Source organism: Streptomyces sp. WY228, assembly GCF_019287315.1.
Taxonomy (GTDB): Bacteria; Actinomycetota; Actinomycetes; order Streptomycetales; family Streptomycetaceae; genus Streptomyces; species Streptomyces caviscabies.
On sequence record NZ_CP079114.1, the window covers coordinates 7,950,788 to 7,973,267 of the forward strand.

The window sequence follows — 22,480 nt, forward strand, 5'->3', positions numbered from 1 at the left end:
CGGTCGGAGGTTCATAGATTTCTGCGCTGTTTCGGATTTGTCAACGGTCCTCGCATGGGCATGTCATGCGGGCGCAGAAACTGATGAGGCGTCAAATCCAAGGTTGGGTGGGCCCGTTCAGGATCCGGTCGCGCCCCGGGCCAGCAGCAGCGCCAGATCCACCGCCGCCACCGCCACCGCTCCGGCCAGCGCGGCCTTGCGCCACCGGTGGCCGAACGCCGGTCCCACGAGTGCCGCTCCACCGGCCAGGATCAGCGCCGCCACGCCCAAGGCGTCCACCGGTCCGGGCGGCCCGAACGCCAGCACCGCCGTGGCGCCGAGGAGCGGCAGCGGCAGCAGCAGTCGGGTCCCCGCGTCGCCCAGCCGGTGCGGCAGCCCCCGGATTCCGTCGGCCCGGTCCGCCGCGATGTCCGGGAGCGTGTCGGCCAGATGCGCCGCGAACCCGAGCAGGGCCCCGGCCGCCACCGTCCACCACCGGGGCCACCCTCCGCCCGGCCCGGAGAGGGCGACGGCGGCGGGCAGGGCGGCGAATCCGGTGACGTACGGCAGCCAGGACAGGGCGGTCGCCTTGAGCCGCAGGTTGTAGAGCCAGGCGGCCGCGACCGCGGCGAGGTGCACCGTACCGGCGAGGATCCCGCAGGCCAGTGAGAGCGGTAGGCACAGGGCGAGCGCCACGCCGGCCGCCACCCATACGGTGTCCGGCGCCACCGTGCCGTCGGCCGCGGGCTTCCCCCGGCGGCCGGCGCGGGCGTCACGCCGGGCGTCGTACGCGTCGTTGCACCAGCCCACCGAGAGCTGGCCGGTCAGTACTGCCGCCGCGACCAGCGCGGAGCGTGGCACGCCGAGACCGGAGCCGAGGGCGAGGGCGCAGGCGAGCGCGGTCACCGCGAGCGCCGGCCCCGGGTGACACGCGAGCGCGAGCCCCACGACCGGGCCCCGCCGCAGGGAACCGACCGGAACCGCGTCCGCCGGCATCGCGCGGGCCGCGGCGGCGTTCGCCGGAACCGTGCCGGCCGGATCCGCGCCCGCCGCATCCGCTCCGGCCGTAACCGCATCCGCCGGGCTCACCCCGTCCGTGGCGTCCATCGGGCGATCGTAGGGGCCTGTCGCTCCGTCAATGCGGCGACCGGGCGGGTCCTTTGCCACGATTCATCACCTTTTGTGGGAAGGATGGGGGCATGACGCCACCGAAGCAGGAGGCAGGATGACCCGCATCGCCGCGGTGCACGGGGCCCTGCCGCCCCACCGCCACACCCAGCGCGAGGTCACCGACATGGTGGCCCGGACCTGTCTGCCGCCCGGCGCCGACCGCCGGGTCCTGGACCGGCTGCACGAGAACGCCCGGGTCCGCACCCGGCACACCGCGCTGCCGCTGGACGCCTACCGCGAACTCGACGGCTTCGGCGCCTCCAACGACGTGTTCATCCGGTCCGCCGTCGACCTCGGCGCCCAGGCCGTACGCGGTGCGCTCCGGGCGGCGGGGCTGCGGCCCACCGATGTGGACCTGCTGATGTTCACCTCCGTCACCGGCATCGCCGCCCCCTCCGTCGACGCCCGGCTGGTGACCCGCCTCGGCATGCGGCCGGACGTCAAACGGCTGCCCGTCTTCGGCCTCGGCTGCGTCGCCGGGGCCGCCGGGACGGCCCGGCTGCACGACTACCTCCTCGGCCACCCCGACGAGGTGGCCGTGCTCCTGTCGGTCGAGCTCTGCTCCCTCACCTTCCAGCGCCACGACAGCTCGCCCGCCAACCTGGTGGCGACCGCGCTGTTCGGCGACGGCGCCGCCGCCCTGGTCGCCCTCGGCGGCCGCCGGGCCGTCGCCGGACCCGAGATCGTGGCCACCCGCAGCCGGATGTACCCGGACACCGAGCACGTCATGGGCTGGGACATCGGCGCCACCGGCTTCACCGTGGTCCTCGACCCGGCGGTGCCCGACGTCGTCCGCCGCTATCTCGCCGACGACGTACGGGAGTTCCTCGACGAACACGGCCTCAAACCGAAGGACGTCGCCCACTGGGTGAGCCACCCGGGCGGCCCCAAGGTGCTGGAGACCGTCACCGAGGTCCTCGATCTGCCCGACGGCGCGCTCGACGTCACCTGGCGCTCGTTGGCCGACGTCGGCAACCTGTCCTCCTCCTCGGTCCTGCACGTCCTGCGCGACACGATCGAGCAGCGCCGCCCGGAACCGGGCACCCCCGGGCTGCTGCTGGCCATGGGCCCCGGATTCTGCTGCGAACTGGTGCTCCTGCGCTGGTAGGACGGAGAGACCCGATGGCCCGCCACCCGCGCCCGCCCGTGAACGGGAGCCCCGTATGACCTGGTACACCCTCCTGGTGCTGGCCGTCGCCGCCGAGCGCCTCGCCGAACTCGTCGTGGCCCGCCGCAACACCGCCTGGAGCCTCGCCCGCGGCGGCACCGAATCGGGCCGCGGGCACTATCCGGCCATGGTCGCCCTGCACACCGCCCTGCTGGCCGGCTGCCTGGCGGAGGTCCGGTTCGCCGACCGTCCCTTCCCGCCCGTCCTCGGCTGGGCCCTGGTCGCCGTCGTCGTGGCCGCGCAGGCGCTGCGCTGGTGGTGCATCCGCACGCTCGGCCCCCGCTGGAACACCCGCGTCATCGTCGTCCCCGGCCTGCCCCGCGTCACCGGCGGCCCCTACCGGTGGCTGAGTCACCCCAACTACGTCGCCGTCGCCGCCGAAGGCCTCGCACTGCCCCTGGTCCACGGGGCGTGGGCGACCGCACTGGTGTTCACCGCCCTCAACGCCGCGCTCATGGCCGTACGGATCCGGTGCGAGGACCGGGCCCTGGCCCGCCTGTCGGCCGTGGACGCACCGGCGTGATCGACATCCTGGTGGCCGGCGGCGGACCGGCCGGACTGGCCGCCGCGATCCGGGCCGCACAGGCGGGCCTGGAGGCGGTGGTAATCGAACCGCGCACCACCCCCGTGGACAAGGCGTGCGGCGAGGGCATCATGCCGGGCGGCGTCGCCGCCCTGCGCGACCTCGGCGTCCGGGTGACGGGCCACGAGCTGCGCGGCATCCGCTACACCGACGGCCGGCGCAGCGCGGAGGCCGCCTTCCGGGGCGGCCCCGGCGCGGGCGTCCGCCGCACCGAACTCCACACCGCCCTGCACGCGCGGGCCGCCGCCCTCGGCGTACGCGTCGTCGCCGGAAAGGCGGGGGAGATCCGCCAGGACGAGCGCACCGTCACCGCCGCCGGACTCACCGCGCGCTGGCTCATCGCCGCCGACGGCCTCCACTCGCCGCTGCGCCGCACCCTGGGCCTCGACCGGCCCGTCGCCGGGCCCGGACGCTACGGGCTGCGCCGCCACTACCCGCTCGCCCCGTGGACCGACCACGTCGAGGTGCACTGGTCGCGGCACGGCGAGGCGTACGTGACCCCGGTCGGCGAACGCCTGGTGGGAGTGGCCGTCCTCAGCCGCGACCGCCGCCCCTACGACCAGCACCTGGCCGCCTTCCCCGCCCTAGCGGCCCGCCTCGCGGACGGACCCGGGGCCACCCCCGTACGCGGGGCCGGTCCGCTGCGGCAGCGGGCGCTGGAACCGCGGGCCGGGCGGGTCCTGCTGGTCGGCGACGCCGCGGGCTATGTGGACGCCCTGACCGGGGAGGGCATCGCCCTCGCGGTGGCCACCGCCACGGCCGCCGTCGACTGCCTGACCGCCGGGCGGCCCGAGGACTACCCCCGCCGCTGGGCCCGGGCCACCCGACGCTACCGCCTGCTCACCGCGGCCCTGCTGGGCGCCGCCGGCCACCCGTCCTCGGGGCGGCTGATCGTCGCCGCGGCCCACCGGGCGCCCGCCGTCTTCCGTGCCGCGGTCCACGCGCTGCAGTGAGCCGAGAGGCCCGCGCGGACCCGCCGACGGTTCGATTGGCGAGGCCCCGGGTTCCGTCATAGCGTCGGTCGGGCGAACGTCCGCGTTCACCCGACCGACGCGGAGACCGGCCGCTCCCACGGGGCGAAACGCCCTCGGCACGAGAGACGAACCGCACTATGACGGGCTCCCACGCGACCCCCGCAGACACGGCAAAGACCTCTGACCGACACCGGGGCGGACTGGCACTGCTGGTCATCGCCTCGTGCCAGCTGATGGTGGTGCTCGACGTCACCATCGTCAACATCGCGCTGCCGCACATGCAGAAGGACCTGGGGTTCTCCACCGAGAACCTTTCCTGGGTGGTCAACGCCTACACCCTGACCTTCGGCGGACTGCTGCTGCTCGGCGGACGCCTCGGCGACATCCTCGGCCGCCGCCGGGTCTTCATCTTCGGCGTGCTCCTCTTCGTCTTCGCCTCGCTGCTCGGCGGACTCTCCCAGGAGGGCTGGCAGTTGCTGGCCGCCCGCTCCCTCCAGGGTGTCGGCGGCGCCATCGCCTCGCCCACCGCCCTGTCGCTGATCACCACCACCTTCCGCGAGGGCCCGGAACGCAACCGCGCGTTCGGGGTGTTCGCCGCCGTCTCGGCGGGCGGCAGCGCGATCGGGCTGCTCGCCGGCGGAGTGCTGGTGGAGTGGCTGGACTGGCGCTGGGTCCTGTTCGTCAACGTCCCGATCGGTCTGCTGATCGCCTTCGCGACCCCGCGCTTCATCCCCGAGTCCGAACGCCGCCCCGGCCACTTCGACGTCACCGGCGCGCTCACGTCGACGGTCGGCATGGTGCTGCTCGTCTACGGCTTCATCCGTGCCTCCGAGGACGGCTGGACCGACCCGCTCACCCTCGGCTCGTTCGCGGCCGCCGTGGTGCTCCTCGCGGTGTTCATCATGGTCGAACGCGGCTCGAAGCAGCCCATCACGCCGCTGTGGATGTTCCGCGACCGCAACCGCGCCGGGTCCTACGCGATGATGCTCAGCCTCGCCGCGGCGATGTTCGGGATGTTCTTCTTCCTCACCCTGTTCGTGCAGAACGTCCTCGACTTCAGCCCGCTGCGGGCCGGCCTCGCCTTCCTGCCGGTGAGCGCCGTCATCGCGGTGAGCGCGGGACTGGCCTCGCAGCTGCTGCCCCGCTGGGGACCCAAACCCTTCATGGTGGTGGGCGCGCTCCTGGCCGCCGCCGGGCTCGGCTGGCTGACGCTGACCGACGTCCACAGCTCCTACCTCGGCTCGATCCTCGGCCCGATGCTGGTGTTCGGCTTCGGCATGGGCATGCAGTTCGTGTCGCTGACCCTGATGGCGGTCTCGGGCGTCGCCCCGAAGGAGGCGGGCGCCGCCTCCGGTATCCTCAACGCCACCCAGCAGGTCGGCGGCTCGCTGGGGCTGTCGATCCTGGTCACGACGTTCGGCACGGCCAGCCGCAACGCGGCGACCGACCAGGTGCCGGAGTTCCTCCGGGAGGGAACCCCCGCCCAGCTCCTGGAGTTCCGCAGGACCGGCGAGCTGCCGCCGCCCTGGGGCGACGAGGTCCTCACCTCCGGTGTCTCCAGCGCCTTCGTCGTCGCCGCGTGCTTCGCCGTGTTCGCCGCCCTGGTCGCCCTGTTCATCATCCAGGTCCGGCCCGCCGATCTGGCCCGCCTCCAGGGCGGCGCGACACCGCTCGGCGGGGACACGGAAACGGCAGCGGCGGACGGCGACGCGGACACTCCGCGAACATCCGGCACATCACGATCCGCCCCGGACGAACCGGGGGCCGACCCGGACACCGACCGACCCGCGAAAGGGCACTGACCCATGGACTGGACCCTCGAAGTGATCGTGCTTCCCGTGACCGACGTCGACCGGGCCCGGGACTTCTACCGGGACAAGATCGGTTTCCACGTCGACATCGACGGCGAGGTGATGCCGGGCGCCCGCGTCGTCCAGCTCACGCCGCCCGGGTCCGGGTGTTCGATCGCCCTCACCGATGGACTGCCCAACCCGACCGGAGACCCGCGGCCGGGCACGTACCACGGCCTCCAGCTCTGCGTCACCGACATCGAGGCCGCGCACGCCGAGCTGGTCGGCCGGGGCGTCGAGGTCTCCGAGCCGCAGCGGTACGCCCCCGACGACGGCGCGACCTTCATGTACTTCACCGATCCGGACGGCAACGGCTGGGCCGTGCAGGAGTACCGCCGCCGCGAGACCGAGCCCCTGCACAAGGTTCTCGCCGACCTGGCCGCGGGCGGTGCGGGGGACACGGTGGGGTGAACCGGATGCGGAGGTGGATCGTGCCGCGTCCGGTCCACCAGAATGCTCCCCGTATCGAGTGCAGAGATCTTTCAGCGCAAGGGAGCGGCATCCAATGGCCGGCAACGCAGACATGGTGGCCTTCGTCAAGGCACGGCTCGCCGACGAGGAACAGGTCGCCCTGGCCGCCGGCGGGGACCGATGGCGGTGCCCGGCCGACGTGCCGGGCGAGGTCCACGACCGCACCGGCGGCGTGGCGTTCACGGTGCGGGGCCGGGGCTTCGACCAGCACATCGCCCTCCAGAACCCCGCGCGGACCCTGGAGCGCATCGAGACCAACCGCGTGATGCTCGGCGAGTACGTCGAGGTGGCCGGCCTGGACACCGACCGCCCGGCCGAGGACTTCCGTTCCGGCCGTGCGGTCGGCCTGGGCTTCGCCGTACGGCAGCTCGCCGCGGAGTACGCGAGCCACCCCGACTACCAGGCGCGCTGGCTGCCCCGGTTCATCCAGTGAATCCCGCAAGTGCCGGTGCACCGCGCCCTGTTGATCGATAGCATCTCCCCATCGGCCTACCCGGGGGAGCTGCGCGCGTGCCCGACGTCTGGGAGAACACCCGATCACGGTGGGAGAGCGTCCGGCACGCGGTGGACGGCGGCGGCCAGGGGCCCGGGCCCGGCGTGGCCACCCTGAACGGACGGCTCGGCCTCTCTGTCAACCCCATCGCCGTCACCGGCGAGGCGGGCGCGGGCAAGACCGTCCTGTACGACGCGCTGACCCAGTCGATCCGCACCGGCGACAGCGACAGCACCCGCAGCCCCGACATCGAGAAGCACGCCACGGTCCTGCGCTCCGGCAACCGCCGCACCCGGGCCGCCATCACCGTCATCCCGGGGCAGCTGTCCACCCAGCGGCAACGGGCGCTGCACGACACGATGCAGGGCGACGCCTCCCCGCACGGCATCGTGCACGTCGTCTGCTGGGGGCACAACAGGATCTGGCAGCGCGCCTCCCAGCGCGACGTCCACGAGGCGCTCGCCGCCGACGGCGACGTGGACCAGGAAGCCGTACGGAACTGGCACCGCCGCAAGGAGGCGGCCGACTTCCGGCTGCTGGTCGACGCGATCATCGACGGACAGCTGGCCAAGCGGCTGCGCTGGCTGATCGTGGCGGTGTCCAAGAGCGATCTGTACTGGGACCGGCTGGATGAGGCCCGCGACCACTACATCCCCGGGCGGGCCCGCCGCGAGTCCCCGTTCGCCGCGCTCATGCGGGACCTGGAGAACGAGACGTCGCTGCGGCTGTCCGTCCTCCCGATGGCCTCCCGGCTGATCCGCCACCAGTTCCTGCCGGGGCTGCCCGTGCGGACCTCCCAGCTCGACGACGCGCAGATCGGCGCGCTGCGCTCCCATTTCGGCCAGGAACTCCAGTCGTTCATCACCCAGCGGAACGGGGGCTGACATGGCCGCGATCGACGGCGGAGCGGCGTTCCTGCGGACCCTGACGGCCGCGGAACGACGGCTGTCCGGCGTCCAGGCCCTGAGCGCCCGGCTGCGACGGGTCCGGCGGCCCCGGATCGCCTCGGCCGCGCTCGCGGTGCTGATCCCGGTGGTGCTGGCGCTCGCCGCCGCCACCGGCGACGGTCCCGGGGGAGTGCTCGTGGTGGTCGGCCTGACCGTGGCGGCGCTCTCGCTCGCGGCCTGTGTCGCCCTTCTGCTGAGGATCGAACGGCCCCTGAACCGGCGGTTCGCCGAGGAGGAACGCGCCATGATCGAAGAGGTGAACCGGATGCGGGAGCTGTTCACCCATGTCGCCGAGCGCGACCGGTGGGAGGAACGGCTGAAGCGGTCGGTCCGTGAACGCCTCTCCCGCTTCCCGGTGGAGAGCGGGGCGTTCCGGTGATCCGACGCCTGACCCTCTTCTTCGGCCTGGTGGCCTTCCCCGCCGCCCTGTTCACCTCGGCCGGATACGTACTGGCCACCCGGGAGCCCGGGCCGTATCAACGGGCGTTCGAGGACCAGTGGGACGCCATCGCGGCCGGGTTCGCCGTCACCGTGTGCGGGGCGCTGGCCGTGGCCCACGGGATCCGGCTCTGCTTCAGCGTGCTCGGCGGCTTCCAGCCCGACAACGTACGCCGGGGAACGCTGGCTCTGGTCGCCGGGCTGCTCGTCTGCGGGGTGGGGTCGCTGCTGCTCTGGCGGCTGCTGGCGCCCTGAGGGGGCCTCGCCCGGGGCGCCGACAGGCCCTGAACGGACCGTAGTCGGTGTGGTACGGGCCGGTGACGGTGAAGGTGATCCACAGCAAAATGGCGTTGCTCTCTGGTGAGGAGTGATCCCGCCGTGTAGCGTCGCCGGAAGATGTCGTGGTTCGCAGTACCTGCCCGCGCCTGGCGCGGGCGTTTTGCTGTGCAGTGCCTGAGAACCAGGGCGATCACCTCCGGGTCCGCGCGGTGCGGATCCGTTTACTGCTGAGAGGTACAGGCATGGCCAGCGGAACCGTCAAGTGGTTCAACTCGGAAAAGGGCTTCGGCTTCATCGCGCAGGACGGCGGCGGCCCCGACGTCTTCGCGCACTACTCCAACATCAACTCCACCGGCTTCCGTGAGCTCCAGGAAGGCCAGGCGGTGACCTTCGACATCACCCAGGGCCAGAAGGGCCCGCAGGCGGAGAACATCACCACCGCCTGATCCGGGTCGACCGGCCAGGAGCCCCGGAACGCGCCGCGTTCCGGGGCTCCTGGGCGTTCGGGCACCGGACACCGGCTAGCCCGTCGACTCGTCCGGCGCCGGATGCTCCTCGGGGTGCGCGCCCGCGTTGCGCGGCACGTTCCGGCCGGCGCCCGCCTCGTCCAGCTCGGGATGTTCCTCCTGGCGGGCCACCCGGTCCGGCACCGGTATGTCGAGAGCGTCCTCGCCCTCCTGGCTCTGCTGGTCCGGCAGATCCGCCGGTACGGGGGGCGGGCTGCCGGAAGCCCCGGTGTAGGCGGTGCCTTCCGGCCTGCGGTCGGTCATGAGAGCTTCCTTCCGTACGGCCCCGGGTGCGACCCGGGGGACGAATGACGCGCCCTGGTGGGTACCCGCTGCCGGGCGGAGCAGTCCTCGTCCGGTGCGGCCCGGAGCACAGGGCCCGGCCTCCCGAACCACGCTACGGGAGAAGATGCGGGTCCCGCGATGCCCGGCCATATTGGGAGCTCCGGGCCACCGGCCGGAGTGCGCCGCGCGGCGCGGAGCGGTGGATCGCCGCCCGTGGCGTGTGACCCGCCCATCGGCGGGTACCCGCCTGGACCGCCGCCGATCGTCGAAGGGGAGGCGCTGTGGCCCGCACGGTGGGTGTCGAGGAAGAACTGCTGCTGGTCGACGCGGTGAGCGGAGAGGCCAGGGCGCTGTCCTCGGCGGTGCTGGCGCTCGCCGAGAAGGACGCGGCCGGTGCGTCGGCCTTCGAGCCCGAGCTGCACCGCCAGCAGCTGGAGTTCGCCACGCATCCGTGTGCGGACATGGGTGAACTCGCCGACGCGGTCCACCGGTGGCGGGCCGAAGCCGTACGGCACGCCGCCGACGCCGGGACCTCGGTCGTGGCCATGGCGACCTCACCGCTGCCGGTCAGCCCGACGATCGGCACGGGCGAGCGGTACCGGTGGATGGCGGAGCACTACGGGCTGACCGCGCAGGAGCAGCTGACCTGCGGCTGCCACGTCCACGTCTCGGTGGCCTCGGACGAGGAGGGCGTCGCCGTGCTCGACCGGATGCGCCGCTGGCTGCCCGTCCTGCTCGCCCTGAGCGCCAATTCTCCGTTCTGGCAGGGCCGGGACAGCGGGTACAGCAGCTACCGCAGCCAGGTGTGGGGCCGGTGGCCGTCGGCCGGCCCGGTGGACGTCCACGGCTCGGCCGAGGCGTACCACGACCGTGTGCGGTCCCTGGTGGGCACCGGAGCGCTCCGGGACGAGGGGATGATCTACTTCGACGCGCGCCTCTCGCACCGCTACCCCACCGTGGAGGTGAGGATCGCGGACGTCTGCCTGGACCCGGCCGACACCGTGCTGCTGGCCACCCTGGTGCGAGGTCTGGTGGACACGGCCGCCCGGGAATGGCGCGCCGGAGAGCCGCCCCCGGACATCGACACGTCGCTGCTGCGGGTGGCGACCTGGCGGGCGGGCCGCTCAGGGCTGGAGGGCCGGCTGGTCCACCCCCGCACCCTGCGCCCGGAGCCCGCCCCCGACGTCCTGCGGGCCCTGCTGGACCACGTGCGGGACGCCCTGGAGGACAACGGCGACCGGGAATCGGCGGAGAGCGCCCTGGCCGCGGTGCACCGGCGCGGCAACGGGGCACGGGTGCAGCGCGAGATCCTGGCGCGGACCGGGAGCCTGCGCGACACCGTCGCCGCGTGCGTCCGCATCACGGCCGGCTGAACGGAGCCGGAGAACAGAAGATCCAGAGCATTCGAGGAACGGAGCAGTCCATGTCCACCACCGCTCTCGACGACCGCCGGATTCTGGCCATCGTCACCAACTACGGGGTCGAGCAGGACGAACTCGTCGTCCCCGTGGAGCACCTGCGCGGACACGGGGCGCAGGTCAGCGTGGCCGCGGTCGACACCGACGAGATCCGCACCCTCGTCGGCGACCGCGACCCCGGCGAAACCCTGCGGCCCGACCTCACGCTGGACGACGTCGACCCCGCCGCGTACGACCTCCTGCTGGTCCCGGGCGGCACGCTGAACGCCGACTCGCTGCGCCTGGAGGAGGCCACCACCCGGATCGTCAGCTCGTTCGCCGCGTCCGGCCGGCCGGTGGCCGCCATCTGTCACGGGCCGTGGGCGCTGATCGAGGGCGGCTACGTCCGGGGCAAGACGCTGACCTCGTACGCCTCGCTGCGCACCGACATCACCAACGCCGGCGGCACCTGGCTCGACAAGCCGGTGGTCCGCGACGACGCCGAGGGGTGGTCGCTGATCACCTCACGTGACCCCGGCGACCTGGACGACTTCCTCGGCGAGATCGACGCCGTGCTCGCGGAGGCCTGAGCCGCCCGTCACGCCGGTCAGTCCAGAGTCTGGGTCAGCTCGCTGCGCGTCGCTGTGTGCACGACCCGGGCGCGCGCCCCGTTGACCAGCGGCAGGAACGGCTGCACATGACCGCACTCGACGTCGGCGACGATCGGCACCTTCAGCGGTCCGAGCGCGTCCAGCACGGCCTGGTGCTGCGTGAGCGAGGCCATGTCCGGGGCCGAGGTCCGGCCGACGAGAACGGCGTCGGCCGCGTCGAAGAATCCGGCCAGCCGCATGCCGTGCAGATTGCGGCAGATGGTGAACGCGTCGTGGCCGCCGGCCTCCACGTACACGAGGAGCCCCTCCGGGGCGTGCGCCCGGGCGAAGGCGGAGGTGTCGAGATACGGCGTGCCCGCGATGTTGGCCAGCATCTCGACGCAGCCCCCGATGAGCCGGCCCTCGACGTCCACGTCGCCGCCGCCGTCCAGCCGGGTCCACCGGCCCGGGGTGTCGAGGGTGAAGGCTCGGACGTCCGGCTGCTTCGCGTAGTCGTCCCGGCCCGTGGCCCGGTGCCGCTCGGGCGGGATCTGGGTGAACCGGTGACCCGGCGGCGCGGCGACGATGTCGAGCCAGGACACCAGCCCCTCCGGCACCCGGTAGGGCGTGTCCATGAGGTTGTTCCCGTGCACGGTCGCCGCCCCGGTGAGGAGCGTCAGCGGGGTCATGACGGTCGACAGGTCCGAATAGCCCACCACCCAGGTCGGCTCGGCCTCCCGCAGCCGGTCCCAGTCGAGCAGCGGCAGCAGGTCGATCGCGGTCTCCCCGCCCCACGGCGGCACCACGGCCCTGATCCCGGGGTCCGTCAGCATCGCCGTCAGCTCGGCGGCCCGGTCGGCGGCGGACGCGCTGGCATGCCCGGAGCCGTCCATGCAGCGGCCCGTCACGACCGCGTACCCACGCGCCTCGACCTCGCGCACCGCCACGGCGAGCCGCTCGCGCAACTCCTCGGGCACTCCGCTGGACGGAGCGGTGATACCGATGCGGTCACCGGGACGTAGGGGGCTGGGGTAGCGAACAGGCATGCGCCGGATTCTGGCACGGTTCCCGGAGGCGATGGACGAGGCCGTCTCGAACCTGCACCCATAGAAGGTTAGGCTGACCTAAGTCAATTCGGTTCTCTCGTCCGGCGGGCGAGGCGTTCAGGCCGACCACGCGTACGAAAGGGCAGTGTCCATGACGATCCATCGAGCCGTCGTCGCCCGAGTGCGGCCGCTCTCCGCGACCATGACCCGCGTCACCTTCCACGGCGAGGGCCTGGCAGGCTTCGGGTCCACCGGGGTCGGCGACGAGTACGTGCGGATCTTCCTTCCGCACGGCCCGGACCGCACCGACGTCTCGCTGCCCCGGACGACCGAGCAGGGCGGGTGGGAGACCCCCGAGGGGCAGCCCGTCGCGCCCATGCGCACGTACACGATCCGCGCGGTGCGCCCGGAGGAGGGCGAGGTCGACATCGACTTCGTGCTCCACGAGGGCGGTGTCGCGTCCGGCTGGGCCGCCGAGGCGCGGCCCGGCGACGTGGTCGGCGTCAACGACCCCACCGGGCTCTACAACCCCCCGGCCGATCTCACCTGGCAGGTGCTGGTCGCCGACCAGACCGGTCTGCCCGCCGCCGCCCGCCTGCTGGAGAACACCCCGGACCACGTCAGGACCCGGGTGGTCCTGGAGGCGCCCGACCCCTCGGCCGTACTGCCCCTGCGGGAGCTGTCCGACTCCAAGGTGACCTGGACCTACGGCGGAAACGGCCACGGACCGAGCCGACTGGCCGACCTGGTGACCGCCGCGGTCCCGCCCGGCACGGATCTCGCGGGCGGGTACGTGTGGGTCGCGGGGGAGACCAACGCCCTGCGTACGGTACGCCGTTACCTCCGCCGCGAGCTGGGGCTCCCGGCGGAGCGCTTCAAGGTCGTCGGCTACTGGATACCGAACTCCGACACCTGGTCCGAGCGGTACGAGGCGCTGCCCGACGCGGTGCGCTCCGAGCTGGAGGCCCTCTGGGACAACCCGGCCGGCGACTCCGAGGACCTCACCATCCGCTACGAGGCCCGGCTGAGCGACCTCGGGCTCTGACCGGGCCGGGGGCGGCTTCTCGGGTGACGGCGTGTGGCGCACCGGTGCCGCGTGACGGAGAGTCAACCGTGGGGTGAGTGGGTAGGGTTCGCCGGCAGACAAGTGAAGGCAGCCTTGCCTAAGTGAATGGAGGATGCGGTGACCAATCCGTTCGAGGACGAGGACGGCACCTACCTGGTGCTCGTCAACGAGGAGGGACAGCATTCCTTGTGGCCCGCCTTCGCCGAAGTGCCCACCGGGTGGACCGTGGTCCAGCCGGCGAGCACTCGCCGGGCCTGCCTGGACTACGTCGAGCGGAACTGGACGGATCTACGGCCCAAGAGCCTGAGGGACAGCATGGCGGCCGATCCCGCGTGAACCCCGGTGCGGTCGGACCGGCGGACCGCACCCCGGACCGCCGGTCCGGCCCGGCCACCGGGGGCGCGGGCTTCGTCCCGTAGTTCCGGGCGGGCGAACAACGACGACTACGGCACCTCGCCGGGGCGTCGGTGCGCCCGACTGCCGCAGGAGGCGAACCGCTGCTCTGTCCAGCGACGCATCGGGCCCGACGCGTGCGCAGGCCCTAGGCTGCGACTCCGAGCCGGCCCGACCCAGGAGCGCACACCCTCATGCACGACCCCGCCCGCCAACTCCCCTTCCCCGACGCCCTCCGCCCGGACGTGTCACCCGCACCGCATCCGCTGCTCGCGCCGGTGACCGCATACCTCGGCACCTGGCGGGGCACGGGCCGCGGCGGGTATCCGACGCTGGAGGCGGAGTTCACGTATGCGCAGGAGGTCACCTTCAGCCACGACGGACGGCCTTTCCTCGCGTACGAGGCGCGGGCCTGGCTGCTCGACGCCGACGGGCAGCCCCTGCGGCCGTCCGCCCGGGAGAGCGGCTGGTGGCGGCTGCAGCCGGACGGCCGGGTGGAGGCCCTGATCACCCAGCCCACCGGCATCGCGGAGATCTCGTCAGGCCACGCTCGCGACGGCGCCGTCGATCTCACCACCGAGCAGGTGTCGCTCGCCCCCACCGCCAAGGAGGTCGAGGCCACCCGCCGCCGCTACACCCTGACGGACCGCGACACGCTCGCCTTCGTCCACGATCTCGCCGCGATCGGCCTGCCGCTGCAGCACCACCTCTCGGCCGAGCTCCACCGGGAAGCCCCTGGCCAGCGCATTTAGTTGTCGGAGCGTGACCAAAGCGGCGATTGGCGGCTGCGCCGCGGGGCAGGTGCACGGGAAGCCAGGAGAACAGGAGCACCATCCCGATGTCCCTTCCCTCGTACCCGGATCCCTCGTACCCGGGGCAGCCCGCGGCCGGTCAGGACCCCTACGGCAGCCGGCAGCCCGCACCGACGAACGGCTTCGCGGTCGCCGCACTCGTCCTGGGCCTCGTGGCCTGCCTGCTCTTCTGGACCGTGCTGGGCGGGCTGCTCCTCGGCCTGCTCGCCATCGTCTTCGGCATCGTCGCCGCGCTCCGCACCCGCCAGGGCCGTGCGCCGCGCCGGACGATGGCGATAGTCGGGGCCGTGTTCGGGGCGCTCGGGCTCATCGGGTCCGCGATCGTCCTCGTGGTGGCCATCTCCGTCTTCGACTCCGAGGAGTTCAAGAACTACGAGGACTGCATGGACCGGGCCAGTGGCCAGGCGGCCGAGAACCGGTGCACGGACGACTTCATCGACGAGCTGAGCAACTGACGGACCCGGGAACCCGCCCCGCGGGCCGGGCCCGACGGCGTACGCTCGGCCCATGGTGCACGTACTGGGCAGCAGGATTCTGCTGCACCCCACCGACCCCGAGCGTTCCCGTGCCTTCTACGGCGAGGCACTGGGCCTCGCCGTCTACCGGGAGTTCGGCACCGGCCCCGAGCGCGGCACGGTCTATTTCCTCGGCGGCGGGTTCCTGGAGGTCTCCGGCCGGAGCGAGGAGCCGCCCTCCCCGGCCGTGCGGATCTGGCTCCAGGTCGACGACGCCGAGGCCGCCCACGACGAACTGCGGGCGAAGGGCGTGAGCATCCTGCGGCCACCGAAGCGTGAGCCCTGGGGGCTGGTCGAGATGTGGATCGAGGATCCCGACGGGGTGCGGATCGCCGTCGTCGAGGTGCCGGACGACCATCCGCTCCGCTACCGGCCCTGAGCGGCGGCCCCGTCCGTCAACGGCCGCAACTCCCGCCCCACGAACGTGTCGAAGTCGCCCGGCGGCCGCCCGGTGACGCGCAGCACGGTGTCGGTGACCCGGTCCTCGGCCCCCTCGGCGATGGCGCGGTCCAGCCCGGCGAGCAGTTCCGCGAACGGGACGGGCACACCGGAGGCGGCGATCCGGTCGCGCATCGCCTCGTGCCCCAGGCGCTCATGGACCACCGGGCGTCCGGTGCCCCGGCCGACGGCCGCCGCGACCTCGTCGTAACTCAGCGCCCGGGGCCCGGTGATGACCAGGTCGGTGTCGGGGGACCGCTCGTCGGTGAGGGCGTGTACGGCGACGGCGGCGATGTCCTCCGCGTCGACGAACCCGACCCGACCGTCGCCCGTGGCCGTCCTGATGACCCCGGCGCCGCGGATGCTCTGCGCGTGCACATGGGCGCCGGTGACGTTCTGCATGAACCAGGACGGCCGGAGTACCGCCCAGGCGTCGAAGAGGTCCGGCAGGGCCTGGTGGACGAGGCCGGTCGCGGGCCCGCCCAGGGGGATCGCGGAGGAACTGAGCAGCACCGCGCGGCCCACCCCGGCGTCGCGGGCCCGCTCCAGGAACGGCAGCATCGGCCCGGCGGGCTCGGGGTGGCCGACCGGCGGCACCAGATAGACCCGGTCGACGCCGGTCAGCGCCGGGCCGTGGCTCGTGGTGTCCTCCCAGTCGAAGCGGACCGCCTCGGCGCCGGGGACCGCGCGGGCGGTCCGGGAGGCGGCGCGCACCCGGTGGCCCGCGGCGGAGAGCCGGGCCGCCACACGGCTTCCGGTGGTGCCGGTCGCGCCGATGACCAGGGTCGCGGGGGCTGCGTCGGGGTTCATGAAGGCTCCGTCACCTAGAATATGGACCCTGGGTCCGTTTCGTGCTCGACGATACGGACCGCTGGTCCGTTTTGCAATCGAGGAGCGCCATGACCGCCCGCACACCCCGCAAGGACGCCGTCCGCAACCGTGCGGCCGTCCTCGCCGCGGCCGATGAGCTCTTCGCCCGCAGCGAGAGCCCCGCGACCATCACGATGGCCGACATCGCGGCGGCGGCCGGCGTCGGCAAGGCCACCCTCTTCCGCGGTTTCGGCGACCGCACCGGGCTGATCCGGGAGCTGTTCGCCACCCGCCTCGAACCGATCAGGACCGCCGTCGAGGACGGCCCCCCGCCGCTCGGCCCCGGCACCCCGCCGCACCGGCGGATCCCCGCCCTGCTCGATGCCGTCCTGTGCCTCAAGCTCGACAACCGGCACCTAGCCCTCGCCCTGGAGGACACCGGCGACGCGGGCCCTTACCGGGCCGAGCACTACGAACGCTGGCACCAGGTCCTGCGGGAGATGCTGGACCGGATCGACGGCCTCGCCGACAGCGCGTTCGCCGCCCACGCCCTGCTGGCGGCCACCCGCGCGGATCTCGTCGAGCATCTGGTCGCTCAACAGGGCATGACGCACGAGGAGATCCGCGCCCACCTGGCGCGGTACACCGCCCAGGTCATCGGAGCCGGCGCGCCGGACGCCTGACCGGCGGCCTCCGCACACCTGTCCACACCCGCCCGCCGCGCACCGCCGGTTGCATGCGCACCAGGTGTTTGCCACGGTGTCCCTGGGCAGGCGTCCCGGTGATCCCCGGGCCGTGCCGCCCGGTGACCGCCCGCAACGGATGTACACCGCAGAGAGAAGGAGGGGTCGATGTCCTCGAAGCGACGTCGTAAGAAGAAGGCCCGCCGCAAGAACGGCGCGAACCACGGCAAGCGTCCGCAGAGCTGAGACGACGCAGCGGCCCCACCGGGCGGAGGAGCCCGGTGGGGCCGCTGCGTTTCCGTGGGCCGGGGGAGGGCCGTGCGGAACTCGGGTCCCGAAGGTGATGCCCGACGAGCGCCGGGTTCACACCCCGAGCGGTGCCGTGGGTTCCGTTCCGGCCCTGGCGCAGACCGAAGCCGCCGTCCCGACCGCGTACTCCAGCATCGCCTTCGTCCGCCCGGCGGACAGCGCAGGATCCCACCCGGCCTCCGCTCCGAGCCAGGTCAGCATCCCCGCCATGAACGCGTCGCCCGCGCCGATGGTGTTCACCACCCGCACCGGCAGAGCGGGAACGGAGACCGCCGGGGCGTCATGGACGTACGCTGTCGCGCCCCGCGCCCCGCGTGTCATCACGACCAGCCGCCCCTGCCCGGCCAGCCTCCGGCAGCTCTCCTCCGGGGCCGCGTCCGGCCACAGCCGCACCAGGTCCTCGTCGCTCGCCTTCACGACCTGCGCGAGCGAGCACAGCTCGCGCAGCCGGTCCAGGCTCCGCACCGGATCGAGCGTCCGGTCCTCGCGCACATTCGGGTCCACCACGAGCAGCCCCGCGCGGGAGGTCGCCCGCGCGGTCGCGGCCACGACGCCGGCCGCCGGCTCCACCACCGCGGCGAGCCCGCCCACGTACACCGCGCCGAAGCGCGCCGCCTCCGGCGCCCGGTCCGGCAGCCGGAAGGTCGCCGTGTCCTGGAGATGGAAGTGGTACGTGTTCCCGTGATCGCCCAGGTCGGCCACCGCGAGCGCGGTGGGCAGCGCGGAGCGGGCGCTGAGCGAGAGGTCGACGCCCGCACCGGTCAGCCACGCCTCGATCCGGCCCCCGAAGGCGTCGTCGCCGAGCCCGCCCACGAAGGACGGCCGCCCGCCGAGCCGGGCCAGGCCCACCGCGACGTTCGCGGGCGCGCCGCCCGGCTGGGCCGTCAGGACCCCGGAGTCACCGTCGGCCGGGACCAGATCCACCAGCGCCTCGCCCAGCACGAGGACGGCGCCGGGGTCCGGAGCCGCGCCCGGCACGGTGGACTCCGTCACGGCTCCACCACGATCTTGCGGCCGATGCCCGCCTGGAAGCGCTCGATCGCCTGCGGGTACTGCTCCAGCGGCAGCCGGTCGCTGATGAACACCGACGCGTCCAGCACCCCGCTCGCGAAGAGCGCGGCGGCCCGCTCGTAACTGTGCAGGACCGCCATCGAACCGGTGATGGTGATCTCCTGGTTGTAGATCTTGTACGGCTCGATCACCGCCGTCGTGGCGTAGTCGGAGACCCCGAACTGGAGGAACGTACCGCCCTTGGCGACCCTCCCCAGACCGTCCTGGATCGCCCCCGCGTTGCCCGTGGCGTCGATGACCACGTCCCAGCCGCCCGGACGGTCCAGCTCCTCGGCACGGGCCGCCGCACCGGTGCAGCCGAGCGTCGTCGCGGTGGCCAGCCGCTGGGCGTTGACGTCCAGCACGTCCACCGACGCGGCGCCGGTGCGCTTGGCCAGCTCCAGCATCATCAGCCCCATGGTCCCGGACCCGTAGATCAGCACCTGGGCCCCGAGATTGCCGTTGAGGACGTCGTAGCCGCGCACCGCGCAGGACAGCGGCTCGATCAGCGCCGCGTCCCGGACGTCGATGTGCTCCGGCAGGCGTACGCAGTTGGCGACCGGCGCCACCGCGAACTCCGCCGCGCCACCGGGCACCGTGACACCGATCGCCGCCCAGTTGTCACAGAGGTTGCCCCGGCCCGAACGGCAGTAGCGGCACTCATGACAGTGCAGCGAGGGGTCCACGGCCACCTTGTCGCCGATGGACAGCTCGGTGACGTCCGTGCCCAGGCCCACGATCTCCCCGGCGAACTCGTGCCCCGGGACGATCGGCAGGGTCGGCGCGAACTCGCCCTGGAGGATGTGGAGATCGGTGCCGCACAGGCCGCACGAGGCGACCTTGACGACCACGTCGCGGGGGCCGGGCGTGGGATCCGGAACGGTGGTCACGGAGACCTTGCCGACGGATTCGACGATGGCTGCCCTCATTTGACTGCTCCCAGCGAGAGGCCCTGGACGAGTTTGTCCTGGGCGGCGTAGCCGGCGACGAGCACCGGCAGGGACACGACCACGGACGCCGCGCACAGCTGGGCGAGGAAGAGACCCTGGCTGGTGACGAAGGTGGTCAGATGGACGGGTGCGGTCCCGGCGACCACGCCGGTCAGCACCCGTGCGAACAGCAGCTCGTTCCAGCTGAAGATGAAGCAGATCAGGGCGGTCGCGGCGATCCCGGGTCCGGCGACCGGGGCGACCACCCGGCGCAGCACCGTCGGCAGCCGGGCCCCGTCGACCTGCGCCGCCTCGATGATGGAGACGGGGACGTCGGCGAGGAAGGACTGCATCATCCACACCGCGATCGGCAGGTTCATCGAGGTGTAGAGCAGGACCAGCAGCCAGATGTTGTCCAGCAGACCGGTGTTCTTCGCGAACAGGTACACCGGCAGCAGCCCGGCGACCACCGGGAGCATCTTGGTGGACAGGAAGAAGAACATCACGTCCGTCCACTTGCGCACCCGCCGGATGGACAGCGCGTACGCGGCCGGCAGCGCGAGCAGCAGCACCAGCACCGTCGAGAAGAACGACGCCGCCAGCGAGTTGACCAGCGGGGGCCACGGCGTCGGGCCGCCTCCGCCCCCGAAGAACGTGCGGTAGCCGTCCAGCGTCAGCGCGGCGGCGAGCGAGGGCGGATTGGTCGCCGCGTCGGCCTCCGCGTGGAAGGACGTCAGCACCATCCACAGCGCGGGCAGACAGAAACCGATCCCCACCACCCAGGCGACCACGCCCAGGGCGGCCGAGCGCCGACGGGCCTTGCGCGTGGCGGCACTGGCGGAAGCGGCGGATGCGGATACGGATGTCGCGGTCGAGACGCTCATGCGCGGCTCGCCTCCTCACGGAAGAGGGAGGAGACCACCCGGAGCGCGAAGGTGGCGATGATGATCGTGCCGATCACCACGACCACACCCGCGGCGGACGCCAGTCCGTACTCGTGGGCCCGGTAGAAGGTCTCGTAGACGGTGTACGGGAGGTTGGCGGTGCCGAGACCGCCGGAGGTGATCGTGAACACCGCGTCGAAGTTCTGCACGATGTACACCGACCCGAGCAGGATGCCCAGTTCGAGGTAGCGGCGCAGATGCGGCAGGGTCAGATAGCGGAATATCTGCCAGGGCCCGGCCCCGTCCAGCCGCGCCGCCTCCATGATCTCGGCCGGCCGGCTCTGCAGCCCGGCCAGCAGGATCAGCATCATGAACGGCGTCCACTGCCACACCAGCGACGCCTCGATGGCGATCAGCGGCATCTCGGTGGTCCACTCGGGCTGCACCATGGACTCGATGCCGAACAGCTCGCCGAACCAGGTGAGCGCCCCGTTGAACAGCCCGTACTCCGGGTTGTAGAGCGCGTGCTTCCACAGGAGCGCGGCGGAGACCGGCACCAGCAGGAACGGGGTGATCAGCAGGGTCCGCACGAACCCCCGGCCGAAGAAGGTGCGATCCAGCAGCAGGGCGAAGACGAGCCCCAGCACGACGCTGACGATCACGACGGACGCGGTCAGGACGACGGTCGTCACGACCGATTCGCGCAACGCCTCGTCGGTGAAGACCGATGCGTAGTTGGACAACCCGGTGAAGTGGCGCTTCTCCGGCTTGAGCGAGTTCCAGTCGAAGAGCGAGATCACCAGGGTCGCCACGAAGGGCAGCTGGGTGACGGCGATCAGGAAGATCAGCGCGGGCAGCAGGGGAGCGCGGGTCGCCCAGGCGCGCCGGCGGCTCCCGGCGCCCGGCTTCTTCGCCGGGGCTTGCGGTGAGGCCGTGGTCTCTCTGGTTGCGGTGACGGTCATCGGTACTCCTCCGCGACCTTCTCGGCCAGCTTCTGGGAGGCGGCGAGCGCGGCGTCCACCGACTGGCGGCCGGCGATGGCGGCGCTGATCTCCTGCGCCACCCGGGTGCCCAGATCGGTGAACTCCGGTACGCCGACGAACTGGATGCCCGCCGTCGGGCGGGGCTGGGTGCCCGGGTTCTTCGGATCGGCCTCGGAGATGGCCCGCTCGGTGACGTCGGCGAATGCGCCGGCCTCCGCCCGGTAGTCCGGGTTGGCGTAGGTGGAGGCCCGTTTGCCGGCGGGCACGTTGGACCAGCCGCTGGTGGCGCCGACGAGCTCCTCGTACTCCTTGCTGGAGGCCCAGGAGACGAACTTCCAGGCGTCGTCGGACTTCTTGGACGCCTTCTGCAGCCCCCAGGCCCAGGTGTAGAGCCAGCCGGAGCTGTCGGTCCGCTCGACGGGAGCGGGGACGTAACCGATCTTCCCCTTCACCGGGGAGCCCTTCGCCTCCAGGGAGCCGGCGCCCGCGGTGGCGTCGTACCACATGGCGGTCTTGCCCTGCGTCATGTTGTTCAGGCACTCGGCGTACCCGGACTGCGGAGCGCCGAGCTCGCCGTGCTTGCGCACCAGGTCGACATAGAACTTCGTCGCCTTCTTGAACTCCGGTGCGGTCAGCCGCGGTTCCCAGTCCTCGGTGAACCAGGTGCCGCCCATCGTGTTGACGACGGTGGTCAGCGGGGCGATCACCTCGCCCCAGCCCGGCAGCCCGCGCAGGCAGATGCCCTTCATCCCGCGCTCCGCCCCGTCCGTCTGCTCGGCGAGCTCGGCCACCTGCTCCCAGGTCGGCTTCTCGGGCATCGTGAGGCCCTGCTCCTCGAAGACGTCCTTGCGGTACATCAGGAAGGACGACTCCCCGTAGAACGGCTGGGCGTAGAGCTTGCCGTCCTCGGCGGTGAGCGAGTCCTGGAGCGGTTGGAGAATGTCCTCCTGGTCGAAGGCGGTGTCGGCCTTCGCGTAGTCGTCGAGGGGGTGGAGCCAGCCGTTCTTCGCGAAGAAGGGCAGCTCGAAGTTGCTGATGGTGGCGATGTCGTACTGACCGGCCTGGTTGGAGAAGTCCTGGCTGATCTTGTCCCGTACGTCGTTCTCGGGCAGCACCGTGAAGTGGACCTTGATGCCGGTCTCCTTCGTGAAGTGCTTCGCGGTCAGCTTCTGCAGTTCGACCATCTGCGGGTTGTTCACCATCAGTACGTTCAGCGCGTCACCGCCGCCGAAGGAGGTCCCGCCCGCTCCGGCACAGCCGGTGGCGAGCAGGGCCAGGGCGGCGGTCACGGCACAGGCCCGACCGCGCATACGTGGTCGGCGGCGTCCTGGATGAGGCATGGGGGCTCCTGATCAGTCGTAGCGGCTCGGTGATCGGGTCGTTGAGGGCATGGCGAGCCAGGCCCCGGCGGGTGGGGTGGAGCGGTGGTGGG

The 22,480-nt window shown here is 72.5% G+C and carries 28 protein-coding genes; 19 read left to right on the top strand and 9 right to left on the bottom strand.

What is annotated here, in order from left to right:
- Positions 1 to 117 precede the first annotated feature (117 nt).
- The gene (locus tag KV381_RS34660) at positions 118 to 1,086 is read right to left on the bottom strand and encodes a UbiA family prenyltransferase (RefSeq protein WP_218787048.1); all 969 of its coding nucleotides are present in this window, start codon (positions 1,084 to 1,086) and stop codon (positions 118 to 120) included.
- A gap of 118 nt (positions 1,087 to 1,204) precedes the next feature.
- Between KV381_RS34660 and KV381_RS34665 the strand changes: the two genes are divergently transcribed.
- From KV381_RS34665 to KV381_RS34710, 10 genes are all read left to right on the top strand, one after another.
- Complete coding sequence (locus KV381_RS34665; RefSeq protein WP_218787049.1) at positions 1,205 to 2,257, top strand: type III polyketide synthase; 1,053 nt, start codon at positions 1,205 to 1,207, stop codon at positions 2,255 to 2,257.
- 55 nt (positions 2,258 to 2,312) lie between these two features.
- Positions 2,313 to 2,840, top strand: a complete 528-nt coding sequence (locus KV381_RS34670; protein WP_086778130.1) for an isoprenylcysteine carboxyl methyltransferase family protein — start codon at positions 2,313 to 2,315, stop codon at positions 2,838 to 2,840.
- The gene (locus KV381_RS34675; RefSeq protein ID WP_193463532.1) at positions 2,837 to 3,853 is read left to right on the top strand and encodes an NAD(P)/FAD-dependent oxidoreductase; all 1,017 of its coding nucleotides are present in this window, start codon (positions 2,837 to 2,839) and stop codon (positions 3,851 to 3,853) included. Before KV381_RS34670 ends, KV381_RS34675 begins: the two co-directional genes overlap by 4 nt.
- Positions 3,854 to 4,011: 158 nt before the next feature.
- Positions 4,012 to 5,676: an MFS transporter gene (locus KV381_RS34680; protein WP_218787050.1), complete on the top strand. Its 1,665-nt coding sequence runs from the start codon at positions 4,012 to 4,014 to the stop codon at positions 5,674 to 5,676.
- A 3-nt stretch (positions 5,677 to 5,679) separates the two neighbouring features.
- A complete protein-coding gene (locus tag KV381_RS34685; protein ID WP_030632498.1) occupies positions 5,680 to 6,135 on the top strand; it encodes a VOC family protein in 456 nt (151 codons plus the stop codon).
- Positions 6,136 to 6,229: 94 nt separating this feature from the next.
- Positions 6,230 to 6,628, top strand: coding sequence for a DUF6221 family protein (locus KV381_RS34690; RefSeq protein WP_030084952.1), 399 nt, complete (start codon positions 6,230 to 6,232; stop codon positions 6,626 to 6,628).
- Between the two features lie 77 nt (positions 6,629 to 6,705).
- Positions 6,706 to 7,572, top strand: coding sequence for a hypothetical protein (locus KV381_RS34695; RefSeq protein ID WP_030632495.1), 867 nt, complete (start codon positions 6,706 to 6,708; stop codon positions 7,570 to 7,572).
- 1 nt (position 7,573) lies between these two features.
- On the top strand, positions 7,574 to 8,014 hold the full coding sequence (locus KV381_RS34700; protein ID WP_030084950.1) for a hypothetical protein: 441 nt from the start codon (positions 7,574 to 7,576) through the stop codon (positions 8,012 to 8,014).
- A complete protein-coding gene (locus tag KV381_RS34705; protein WP_030084949.1) occupies positions 8,011 to 8,328 on the top strand; it encodes a hypothetical protein in 318 nt (105 codons plus the stop codon). Before KV381_RS34700 ends, KV381_RS34705 begins: the two co-directional genes overlap by 4 nt.
- A gap of 266 nt (positions 8,329 to 8,594) precedes the next feature.
- Complete coding sequence (locus KV381_RS34710; RefSeq protein WP_003964323.1) at positions 8,595 to 8,798, top strand: cold-shock protein; 204 nt, start codon at positions 8,595 to 8,597, stop codon at positions 8,796 to 8,798.
- Positions 8,799 to 8,873: 75 nt separating this feature from the next.
- Here KV381_RS34710 and KV381_RS34715 read toward each other — a convergent pair whose 3' ends face one another.
- Complete coding sequence (locus KV381_RS34715) at positions 8,874 to 9,122, bottom strand: hypothetical protein (RefSeq protein WP_030084947.1); 249 nt, start codon at positions 9,120 to 9,122, stop codon at positions 8,874 to 8,876.
- Between the two features lie 302 nt (positions 9,123 to 9,424).
- On the opposite strand from KV381_RS34715, the gene KV381_RS34720 reads away from it, so the two are divergent.
- Together KV381_RS34720 and KV381_RS34725 are read left to right on the top strand one after the other, a co-directional pair.
- The gene (locus KV381_RS34720) at positions 9,425 to 10,516 is read left to right on the top strand and encodes a glutamate--cysteine ligase (RefSeq protein WP_030084945.1); all 1,092 of its coding nucleotides are present in this window, start codon (positions 9,425 to 9,427) and stop codon (positions 10,514 to 10,516) included.
- A gap of 50 nt (positions 10,517 to 10,566) precedes the next feature.
- On the top strand, positions 10,567 to 11,130 hold the full coding sequence (locus KV381_RS34725) for a DJ-1/PfpI/YhbO family deglycase/protease (RefSeq protein ID WP_030084943.1): 564 nt from the start codon (positions 10,567 to 10,569) through the stop codon (positions 11,128 to 11,130).
- 17 nt (positions 11,131 to 11,147) lie between these two features.
- On the opposite strand, the gene KV381_RS34730 is transcribed toward KV381_RS34725, so the two are convergent.
- Positions 11,148 to 12,176, bottom strand: a complete 1,029-nt coding sequence (locus KV381_RS34730; RefSeq protein ID WP_032787578.1) for a S66 peptidase family protein — start codon at positions 12,174 to 12,176, stop codon at positions 11,148 to 11,150.
- Between the two features lie 151 nt (positions 12,177 to 12,327).
- On the opposite strand from KV381_RS34730, the gene KV381_RS34735 reads away from it, so the two are divergent.
- From KV381_RS34735 to KV381_RS34755, 5 genes are all read left to right on the top strand, one after another.
- Entirely contained in the window at positions 12,328 to 13,221 is an 894-nt protein-coding gene (locus tag KV381_RS34735) for a siderophore-interacting protein (protein ID WP_030084939.1), read from the top strand.
- A 138-nt stretch (positions 13,222 to 13,359) separates the two neighbouring features.
- Entirely contained in the window at positions 13,360 to 13,578 is a 219-nt protein-coding gene (locus KV381_RS34740) for an MbtH family protein (RefSeq protein ID WP_030632490.1), read from the top strand.
- A 251-nt stretch (positions 13,579 to 13,829) separates the two neighbouring features.
- Positions 13,830 to 14,387, top strand: a complete 558-nt coding sequence (locus tag KV381_RS34745) for an FABP family protein (protein ID WP_030632487.1) — start codon at positions 13,830 to 13,832, stop codon at positions 14,385 to 14,387.
- 86 nt (positions 14,388 to 14,473) lie between these two features.
- Positions 14,474 to 14,902 (top strand): DUF4190 domain-containing protein, encoded by a 429-nt coding sequence (locus KV381_RS34750; RefSeq protein ID WP_030084934.1) that lies wholly within the window; start codon positions 14,474 to 14,476, stop codon positions 14,900 to 14,902.
- 52 nt (positions 14,903 to 14,954) lie between these two features.
- Positions 14,955 to 15,341, top strand: coding sequence for a VOC family protein (locus tag KV381_RS34755; protein WP_030084933.1), 387 nt, complete (start codon positions 14,955 to 14,957; stop codon positions 15,339 to 15,341).
- On the opposite strand, the gene KV381_RS34760 is transcribed toward KV381_RS34755, so the two are convergent.
- Positions 15,329 to 16,210 (bottom strand): NAD(P)H-binding protein, encoded by an 882-nt coding sequence (locus KV381_RS34760; RefSeq protein ID WP_032787575.1) that lies wholly within the window; start codon positions 16,208 to 16,210, stop codon positions 15,329 to 15,331. The genes KV381_RS34755 and KV381_RS34760 overlap by 13 nt on opposite strands.
- Positions 16,211 to 16,299: 89 nt before the next feature.
- Between KV381_RS34760 and KV381_RS34765 the strand changes: the two genes are divergently transcribed.
- Both KV381_RS34765 and KV381_RS37160 read left to right on the top strand, forming a co-directional pair.
- On the top strand, positions 16,300 to 16,893 hold the full coding sequence (locus KV381_RS34765) for a TetR/AcrR family transcriptional regulator (protein ID WP_030632482.1): 594 nt from the start codon (positions 16,300 to 16,302) through the stop codon (positions 16,891 to 16,893).
- Positions 16,894 to 17,061: 168 nt separating this feature from the next.
- Positions 17,062 to 17,139, top strand: a complete 78-nt coding sequence (locus KV381_RS37160; RefSeq protein ID WP_370454205.1) for a 50S ribosomal protein bL37 — start codon at positions 17,062 to 17,064, stop codon at positions 17,137 to 17,139.
- A gap of 117 nt (positions 17,140 to 17,256) precedes the next feature.
- On the opposite strand, the gene KV381_RS34770 is transcribed toward KV381_RS37160, so the two are convergent.
- Genes KV381_RS34770 through KV381_RS34790 form a run of 5 tightly spaced genes read right to left on the bottom strand, consistent with a single transcriptional unit; the run spans position 17,257 to position 22,388 of the window.
- Positions 17,257 to 18,195 (bottom strand): carbohydrate kinase, encoded by a 939-nt coding sequence (locus tag KV381_RS34770; RefSeq protein WP_030632480.1) that lies wholly within the window; start codon positions 18,193 to 18,195, stop codon positions 17,257 to 17,259.
- On the bottom strand, positions 18,192 to 19,181 hold the full coding sequence (locus KV381_RS34775) for a zinc-dependent alcohol dehydrogenase family protein (protein WP_030084925.1): 990 nt from the start codon (positions 19,179 to 19,181) through the stop codon (positions 18,192 to 18,194). Before KV381_RS34775 ends, KV381_RS34770 begins: the two co-directional genes overlap by 4 nt.
- The gene (locus tag KV381_RS34780) at positions 19,178 to 20,065 is read right to left on the bottom strand and encodes a carbohydrate ABC transporter permease (RefSeq protein ID WP_030632477.1); all 888 of its coding nucleotides are present in this window, start codon (positions 20,063 to 20,065) and stop codon (positions 19,178 to 19,180) included. The genes KV381_RS34775 and KV381_RS34780 overlap by 4 nt, the downstream gene beginning before the upstream one ends.
- Positions 20,062 to 21,027, bottom strand: coding sequence for a carbohydrate ABC transporter permease (locus KV381_RS34785; RefSeq protein ID WP_030084921.1), 966 nt, complete (start codon positions 21,025 to 21,027; stop codon positions 20,062 to 20,064). Before KV381_RS34785 ends, KV381_RS34780 begins: the two co-directional genes overlap by 4 nt.
- Positions 21,024 to 22,388: a sugar ABC transporter substrate-binding protein gene (locus tag KV381_RS34790; protein WP_030632475.1), complete on the bottom strand. Its 1,365-nt coding sequence runs from the start codon at positions 22,386 to 22,388 to the stop codon at positions 21,024 to 21,026. Before KV381_RS34790 ends, KV381_RS34785 begins: the two co-directional genes overlap by 4 nt.
- Positions 22,389 to 22,480 lie beyond the last annotated feature (92 nt).

What these genes read in the sequence shown, in the direction of transcription:
- KV381_RS34660 (WP_218787048.1), bottom strand. Translation starts at nt 1,086, where the DNA reads ATGGACGCCACGGACGGGGTGAGCCCGGCGGATGCGGTTACGGCCGGA.
- KV381_RS34665 (WP_218787049.1), top strand. Translation starts at nt 1,205, where the DNA reads ATGACCCGCATCGCCGCGGTGCACGGGGCCCTGCCGCCCCACCGCCAC.
- KV381_RS34670 (WP_086778130.1), top strand. Translation starts at nt 2,313, where the DNA reads ATGACCTGGTACACCCTCCTGGTGCTGGCCGTCGCCGCCGAGCGCCTC.
- KV381_RS34680 (WP_218787050.1), top strand. Translation starts at nt 4,012, where the DNA reads ATGACGGGCTCCCACGCGACCCCCGCAGACACGGCAAAGACCTCTGAC.
- KV381_RS34685 (WP_030632498.1), top strand. Translation starts at nt 5,680, where the DNA reads ATGGACTGGACCCTCGAAGTGATCGTGCTTCCCGTGACCGACGTCGAC.
- KV381_RS34690 (WP_030084952.1), top strand. Translation starts at nt 6,230, where the DNA reads ATGGCCGGCAACGCAGACATGGTGGCCTTCGTCAAGGCACGGCTCGCC.
- KV381_RS34700 (WP_030084950.1), top strand. Translation starts at nt 7,574, where the DNA reads ATGGCCGCGATCGACGGCGGAGCGGCGTTCCTGCGGACCCTGACGGCC.
- KV381_RS34710 (WP_003964323.1), top strand. Translation starts at nt 8,595, where the DNA reads ATGGCCAGCGGAACCGTCAAGTGGTTCAACTCGGAAAAGGGCTTCGGC.
- KV381_RS34715 (WP_030084947.1), bottom strand. Translation starts at nt 9,122, where the DNA reads ATGACCGACCGCAGGCCGGAAGGCACCGCCTACACCGGGGCTTCCGGC.
- KV381_RS34725 (WP_030084943.1), top strand. Translation starts at nt 10,567, where the DNA reads ATGTCCACCACCGCTCTCGACGACCGCCGGATTCTGGCCATCGTCACC.
- KV381_RS34730 (WP_032787578.1), bottom strand. Translation starts at nt 12,176, where the DNA reads ATGCCTGTTCGCTACCCCAGCCCCCTACGTCCCGGTGACCGCATCGGT.
- KV381_RS34735 (WP_030084939.1), top strand. Translation starts at nt 12,328, where the DNA reads ATGACGATCCATCGAGCCGTCGTCGCCCGAGTGCGGCCGCTCTCCGCG.
- KV381_RS34745 (WP_030632487.1), top strand. Translation starts at nt 13,830, where the DNA reads ATGCACGACCCCGCCCGCCAACTCCCCTTCCCCGACGCCCTCCGCCCG.
- KV381_RS34750 (WP_030084934.1), top strand. Translation starts at nt 14,474, where the DNA reads ATGTCCCTTCCCTCGTACCCGGATCCCTCGTACCCGGGGCAGCCCGCG.
- KV381_RS34755 (WP_030084933.1), top strand. Translation starts at nt 14,955, where the DNA reads ATGGTGCACGTACTGGGCAGCAGGATTCTGCTGCACCCCACCGACCCC.
- KV381_RS34760 (WP_032787575.1), bottom strand. Translation starts at nt 16,210, where the DNA reads ATGAACCCCGACGCAGCCCCCGCGACCCTGGTCATCGGCGCGACCGGC.
- KV381_RS34765 (WP_030632482.1), top strand. Translation starts at nt 16,300, where the DNA reads ATGACCGCCCGCACACCCCGCAAGGACGCCGTCCGCAACCGTGCGGCC.
- KV381_RS37160 (WP_370454205.1), top strand. Translation starts at nt 17,062, where the DNA reads ATGTCCTCGAAGCGACGTCGTAAGAAGAAGGCCCGCCGCAAGAACGGC.
- KV381_RS34775 (WP_030084925.1), bottom strand. Translation starts at nt 19,181, where the DNA reads ATGAGGGCAGCCATCGTCGAATCCGTCGGCAAGGTCTCCGTGACCACC.
- KV381_RS34780 (WP_030632477.1), bottom strand. Translation starts at nt 20,065, where the DNA reads ATGAGCGTCTCGACCGCGACATCCGTATCCGCATCCGCCGCTTCCGCC.
- KV381_RS34785 (WP_030084921.1), bottom strand. Translation starts at nt 21,027, where the DNA reads ATGACCGTCACCGCAACCAGAGAGACCACGGCCTCACCGCAAGCCCCG.
- KV381_RS34790 (WP_030632475.1), bottom strand. Translation starts at nt 22,388, where the DNA reads ATGCCTCATCCAGGACGCCGCCGACCACGTATGCGCGGTCGGGCCTGT.